Source organism: Kitasatospora sp. NPDC004240, from assembly GCF_053603215.1.
Map to the genome: position 1 here is coordinate 1 of NZ_JBSGFD010000372.1, position 4,141 is coordinate 4,141.

Below are 4,141 nucleotides of genomic sequence, written 5' to 3' on the forward strand. Positions count from 1 at the left end.
GTGGTGCCGTGCGCGAGGTGGGTGCGGGCGGCGAGCAGGGCCTCCTCGGCGATGCCGGAGGCGTAGGAGGCGCCGCCGCCGCCGTGGACGTGCAGATCGACGAAGCCGGGGACGACGGTGTGGCCGGTCAGGTCGAGGTCGCCGGCCTGCGCCGGGCCGCCGAGGCCGGTGATGGCCGTCCCCCCGACCGAGATCCGGCCGTTCTCGACGACCCCGCCGGGCAGGACCAGACGGGCACCGGACAGGGCACCCCGCGGCGCAGCCGCTGATTGAATCCGCGCGGTCACGCGGTCACCTCCATGGTGAGCAGGTCCCAGGCGAGCAGGCCCGCTCCCAGGGATGCGGCGGTGTCTTTGAGCATGGCCGGAACGACCTCGGGCGGCATCTGGAAGGTCAGCCGCTCGGTGACGGCCGCCCGCAGCGGCGTGAAGAGCGTGTCGCCGGCCTCGGCCAGCCCGCCGCCGACGATCACCGTGGACGGGTCGAGCAGGCTCTGGGCCAGCACGATCCCGTCCGCGAGCGCGTCCACGGCGTGCTGCCAGACCGCGACCGCGCGGGGGTCCCCGGCGTCCACCGCGACGGCGCAGGATGCCGCGTCGGCGTCGGGGTCCCCGCAGGCCTCGGCCCAGGCGCGGGAGACGGCGGAGGCCGAGGCCAGCGTCTCCAGACAGCCCCGGGCGCCGCAGCCGCAGGCCGGGCCGCCCGGGCGGACGACGACGTGGCCGATCTCGCCGCCGTACCCGTGCGCTCCGGCCTCGATCCGGCCGTCGATGCCGATGGCGCCGGCGATGCCGGTGCCGAGGGCGATGAACAGGAAGCGCTCGACGCCCCTCCCGGCCCCGAGGCGGCCCTCGGCCAGGCCGCCGGAGCGCACGTCGTGGCCGAGGGCGACCGGCATCGCGGTGCCGTCCGGCCCGGCCAGGCGCTCGCCCAGCAGCTTGCGCAGCGGCAGGTCGCGCCAGCCGAGGTTGGCGGAGAAGACCGCGATGCCGTTCCCCTCGTCGATCGTCCCCGGGACGGCGACGCCCGCCGCGGCCGGGGCGACGCCGAAGCGGCTGCGGCCCTCGTCCGCCAGGTCGGCGGCGAAGTCGAGGATGGCGGCGACGACGGCGTCCGTGCCGTGCTCCCGCCCGGTCGGTCGGCGTGCTTCGAACAGCACGGAGCCGTCCTGGGCGAGCAGCGCGGCCTTCATGCCGGTGCCGCCTACATCGAGTGCGATGACGTGCTTCACGGGGGACAGTTTCCCTTGGTCTGGTCGGAGAGGTCTAGTCCAGTTGACGGATTGGTCTGGTCCAGACTGGGTGAGCTTTGTCGCAGAAGCTTGCGGTAGATGGTGCTTTGGGGCCGGCTCGGCGGTGGCGATTTGTTGCGCATCGCGCAACGTCGTCCGCACTTCGATAACTACCGTCCAGAGGTATGGACCACTGTGCACGCTTTTTGCCAGTGTTGCGGCCTCCCCTCAGCCGGATACCCCCGTCCGGCTCCACCCACCTCCCCCGACGAAGGCGGTACCCGCGTTGAAGCCCGCGTTGAAGAGGCGTGCCCAGGCCCCCACCCGGCTGTTCGGCACGGCGCTCGCCGCCACCCTGCTGCTCACCTCGGTCACCGCCTGCGGCCAGGACGACGGCACGGTCACCCTGCGGCTGGTGGCGGCCGACTACGGGGAGAACGAGGCGACCAGCTCGAAGCCGTACTGGGACGACCTCGCCCGGCGCTTCGAGGCGGCCAACGCGGGGATCAGGATCGACGTCGAGGTGGTCTCCTGGACCGACATCGGCAAGCGGGTCGACGACATGGTCCGCGGCGGCGACTCGCCCGACCTGCTGCAGACCGGCGGCTTCGCCGACCACGCGGCCGCCGGGCGGCTCTACCCCGCCGCCGAGGTCCTCACGATGGAGACGCACGCCAACTTCATCGACTACCTCTCGCACGCCGGCCAGATGCTCGGCACCCAGTACGGCATCCCGTTCGTCTCCTCCTCGCGGCTGCTCTTCTACAACCGGGCGGTGTTCCAGAAGGCCGGGATCGACAAGCCGCCGGCCACCTGGAGCGAGCTCAAGCAGGCCGCCGAGAAGGTCCGCGCCAAGGCGCCGGGCGTGCTCCCGTACGCGCTGCCGCTCGGGCCGGAGGAGGCCCAGGCCGAGTCGATGCTCTGGACGCTCAGCGGCGGCGGCAGCCTCTCCGACGACGTCGGCAACTACGCCATCGACTCCGGCCAGAACCAGGCCACCTTCTCCTGGCTCAAGAGCAACCTGGTCGACGCCAGGCTCACCTACGCCGACCCGGGCTCGGTCAACCGCACCTCGGCGTACAAGGAGTTCGCGGAGGGCAAGGTGGCGATGCTCAACGGCCACCCGACGCTGCTGCGGATGGCCGCCGCCGGGAAGATCGACTTCGCCACGGCGCCGATCCCGCGCAAGGACGGGCTGAACCGGACCGGCAGCCTCGGCGTGGCGGACTGGATGATGGCGTTCAAGGCCAACGGCCACAAGAACGAGGTCAAGAAGTTCCTGAGCTTCGTCTACGCCAAGGACAACCAGCTGCGCTTCGACGAGAAGTACAACATGCTGCCGGTCACCCAGGACACCTTCGACGCTCTGACCGGGAACGGGACGCACAACGACCTCAAGCAGTTCGCGACCGGGCTCGCCACCGCCAGCTTCTACCCCTTCGGCGACCCGGCCTGGGCCGACGTCAGCAACCGGATCAAGACGGGGATCGGGCGGGCGGCCACCGGGGACGCCAAGCAGGTGCTGCAGGAACTCCAGGCGGCGGCGGTCAAGGAGGCCGAGCGGGCCCGGAAGTAGCGGCGGGCCCGGGGCCGGGGTCGGGGCCGGGGTGGTGGCGGGCACCCGGGGCGCCGGTCGCCGGCCGGGGGAGAATGGGCCCGGTGCGGAGAGGTGGTGGCGGGCGTCATGGGTGAGCTCGGGGAGCGGGATCTGGCCGTGTTGGAGCTGGAGTCCCGGCAGTGGCGTACGGCGGGGGCCAAGGAGCGGGCGATCCGCGAGGAGCTCGGGCTCTCCGGCACGCGGTACTACCAGCTGCTGAACGCGCTGCTGGACCGGCCGGAGGCGCTGGCGCACGCGCCGGTGCTGGTGAACCGGCTGCGGCGGGTCAGGGAGGCCCGGCGCGGGGCCCGGTAGCCGGGCCGCCGCGAGCTCGCGGGAGGGCCCGGCCGGCGTGGTGGAGCGGTCCGGGTGAGACGGGCCCGGTCGGGCTGCCGCGCGGTCCGGGTGAGGCGGGGCCGGTCGCTGGGTAGGGTCCGGACATGGGTCTCACAGGGTTGCCGGAGCCGTCCACCGCCGCCGGGAGGGCCGGGCTGGCCGCATTGCTGGACGCTCCCGGCGAGGCGGTCGTCGCACTGGACTTCGACGGCACGCTGGCACCGATCGTGGCCGATCCGGCGACCGCCCGCGCCCACCCCGGGGTGGCCGGCGCGCTGGGCGCGCTGGCCCCGCTGGTCGGGTCGGTGGTCGTGGTCACCGGCCGCCCGGCGGCCCTCGCGGCCGAGTACGGCGGCTTCGCCGGCCCGGGCGCGGCCGGCGGCGCCACCGGCGGCGGGGACGGGCCGGTGGTGCTGGGCCACTACGGGGCCGAGCGCTGGGAGGCCGGCGAGCTGACCGCCCCGCCGCCGCACCCCGGCGTCGCGGGGGCGCGGGCCGCGCTGGACGGCGTACTGGCACGGGCGGGCGCCCCGGCGGGGACGTGGGTCGAGGACAAGGGCCGCTCGCTGGCCGTGCACACCCGGCGGACGGCCGACCCGGTGGCGGCGTTCGAGCTGCTGGGCCCGCCGGTGGCGGCGCTGGCCGCCGAGCACGGGCTGATGGTCGAGCCGGGCCGGCTGGTGCTGGAGCTGCGTCCGCCCGGGGTGGACAAGGGCGCCGCGCTGGAGGGCTTCCTGCGCGAGCGCGGCGCGCGCTCGGTGCTGTACGCCGGGGACGACCTGGGCGACGTGGCCGCCTTCGCGGCGGTGGAGAAGCTGCGCGGTGAGGGCCTGGCCGGGCTGCTGGTGTGCAGCGGCGCGGTGGGCGACGCCCCGGTGCGCGAGCTCGCCGACCGGGCCGACCTGGTGGTCGGGGGCCCGGCCGGCGTGGTGGAGCTGCTGGCCGCGCTGGGGGCGGCGCTCGGCGCGGCGCGCTGA

Annotated in this window: 4 protein-coding genes and 1 pseudogene; 3 read left to right on the forward strand and 2 right to left on the reverse strand. The window is 74.7% G+C overall.

Going from position 1 to position 4,141, the window contains the following annotated elements; genetic code table 11:
• Both ACWEQL_RS41415 and ACWEQL_RS41420 read right to left on the reverse strand, forming a co-directional pair.
• Positions 1-287 (reverse strand): annotated as a pseudogene (locus ACWEQL_RS41415) (N-acetylglucosamine-6-phosphate deacetylase); the annotation flags it as partial.
• On the reverse strand, positions 284-1,231 hold the full coding sequence (locus tag ACWEQL_RS41420; RefSeq protein ID WP_452156642.1) for an ROK family protein: 948 nt from the start codon (positions 1,229-1,231) through the stop codon (positions 284-286). The pseudogene ACWEQL_RS41415 and the gene ACWEQL_RS41420, both read right to left, overlap by 4 nt.
• Positions 1,232-1,529: 298 nt before the next feature.
• Here ACWEQL_RS41420 and ACWEQL_RS41425 point away from each other — a divergent pair, with 298 nt between their 5' ends.
• From ACWEQL_RS41425 to ACWEQL_RS41435, 3 genes are all read left to right on the forward strand, one after another.
• Positions 1,530-2,807, forward strand: coding sequence for an extracellular solute-binding protein (locus ACWEQL_RS41425; RefSeq protein ID WP_452156644.1), 1,278 nt, complete (start codon positions 1,530-1,532; stop codon positions 2,805-2,807).
• 108 nt (positions 2,808-2,915) lie between these two features.
• Positions 2,916-3,143, forward strand: coding sequence for a DUF3263 domain-containing protein (locus tag ACWEQL_RS41430; RefSeq protein ID WP_452156646.1), 228 nt, complete (start codon positions 2,916-2,918; stop codon positions 3,141-3,143).
• A gap of 125 nt (positions 3,144-3,268) precedes the next feature.
• On the forward strand, positions 3,269-4,141 hold the full coding sequence (locus ACWEQL_RS41435) for a trehalose-phosphatase (RefSeq protein ID WP_452156648.1): 873 nt from the start codon (positions 3,269-3,271) through the stop codon (positions 4,139-4,141).

Excerpts from the sequence above, each read along its gene's own strand:
- ACWEQL_RS41430 (WP_452156646.1), top strand. The coding sequence starts at position 2,916 with ATGGGTGAGCTCGGGGAGCGGGATCTGGCCGTGTTGGAGCTGGAGTCC.
- ACWEQL_RS41435 (WP_452156648.1), top strand. The coding sequence starts at position 3,269 with ATGGGTCTCACAGGGTTGCCGGAGCCGTCCACCGCCGCCGGGAGGGCC.